The following is a 1,567-nucleotide window of genomic DNA, read 5'->3' as shown; positions in this document are numbered from 1 at the left end:
TGATTCACTAGGCTAACCGAACCCACATTCAGTGCGTCGATAGCACCGGTCAGGTCTAGAGCAGGGTTTAGCGTTACAGTAACGGCTTTGATTTGTTTATCAGACATATCGATTCCTTAACCTTCGCCAAGGCCTGAAGCGATAGCTTTGCCAATCGATTCAAGTGCTTGTGCTGCATCGTCGCCTTCAGCAACAAACTGAAGTTGGTGGCCGTGTTTAACGCCAAGTGCGATCACTTTCATCAAGCTCTTCGCGTTCACTTCTTTTCCGTCGCCATCTAGGTTTGAAACGCGGATTGTTGATTCGAACTTCTTCGCTTCAGCAACCAACATTGCGCCCGGACGAGCGTGTAGGCCGTGTGCGTTTTTGATCTTGAATACTGCGCAGTTGTCATCGCCTTCAGACGCTGTAGAAACCGCTTCACCTTTAAGAAGGCCAATCACTTGTTCAACGTCAGCAGTTAACAGTTGTTGCTGTTTACCTTCGAAAACCACTTTGCTTAGGTTTGCCAGAATCGACTGGTGCGCGCTGTTACAAGCCGCGAATGCCACAAGAGCTTTTACTGGTGTGCCTTCGAATTCACAATCGTTCGCCGTAGAAACAAAAGATACGCCAGTGCGCGTTACGCCTTTATCGCTACCTAGTAACCAAACGCCTTGCCCTAGGTGAGTTGGAGTCTTTGTTACTAGGTCAGCAACGAATGCGTTGTCTGTACAACCTGTGTTCTTCAGTAGACCGCCCGCAACAGCAGACATTTGAACCATGTCGCTTGCTGGGAACAGTAGCTGAACTAAAGAAGCGTCTAGGTCAGCTTCTAACTGAACTTCACCGTTCAGTAGGGCAATGATTTCGTCTTCTGATTTCGCTTGTTTTAGTTTCTCTTCAACGCCGTCCGCCGCTAGAACCTTTGTTAGCTGCTTAAGGATGCCTAAGTGCTCGTCAGATTTTGCTGCAATACCAATTGCTACGTAAACACGGTTGCCATCTGCCCAATCAATGCCTTCAGGGAAGTGGTGTACTGCAACGCCTGTCTCTTTTACAAGGCCGCGAGTGTCTGTGGTGCCGTGAGGAATAGCGATGCCGTTACCAAGAAACGTAGAGTTCTGGTTTTCACGGTTCAGCATTCCTTCTACATAACCAGAGTCCACTAAGCCTTTCGCAGTTAGGTCGCCAGCAATGTTCTGGATAGCTTTGAATTTGTCATCGGCCGTTTGACCAAGAGTGATGTCAGATTTTGATAATTTAAGCATGGTGCCTCTTTAGCGTATCGCTTGAGAATTTGTGTATCGCTACGATTCAGTCTAGAGCAATATTTTCTCGTCGCTTGCTCTTTGTTTTATCTTGGCTGAATCGGTTCAGCATTCAGTGTAAAAAAATTCAGCAAAGCCAATTCTGTTAACCAAAATAGTTTTGCTGCGTGTCGTAATTTCAGTTTCGTTCATAACGAGAAGTTGAATCACGACAAATGACGCTCAATCCATTCAAAAGGATGATTGAAGTCACTTTTCAGATTTTGCTGAATCCTTTCAGCTTTTATACTGAATCGATTCAGCATATAATTCAACTA

The 1,567-nt window shown here is 45.7% G+C and carries 1 protein-coding gene and 1 pseudogene; both read right to left on the bottom strand.

Annotated elements, in window-relative coordinates:
- Positions 1-107, bottom strand: a pseudogene (fruK, locus tag BCT81_RS28060) (1-phosphofructokinase); the annotation flags it as partial.
- Between the two features lie 9 nt (positions 108-116).
- Positions 117-1,250 carry a fused PTS fructose transporter subunit IIA/HPr protein gene (fruB, locus tag BCT81_RS28055; protein WP_102426562.1) on the bottom strand — a complete coding sequence of 378 codons (1,134 nt, stop codon included), beginning with the start codon at positions 1,248-1,250 and terminating at the stop codon, positions 117-119.
- Between the last annotated feature and the right edge of the window lie 317 nt (positions 1,251-1,567).

The organism is Vibrio sp. 10N.261.52.A1, from assembly GCF_002876325.1.
GTDB lineage: Bacteria > Pseudomonadota > Gammaproteobacteria > Enterobacterales > Vibrionaceae > Vibrio > Vibrio chagasii.
Note: the sequence above shows the minus strand (reverse complement) of the source record. Positions and strands in the feature narration are given on the sequence as shown.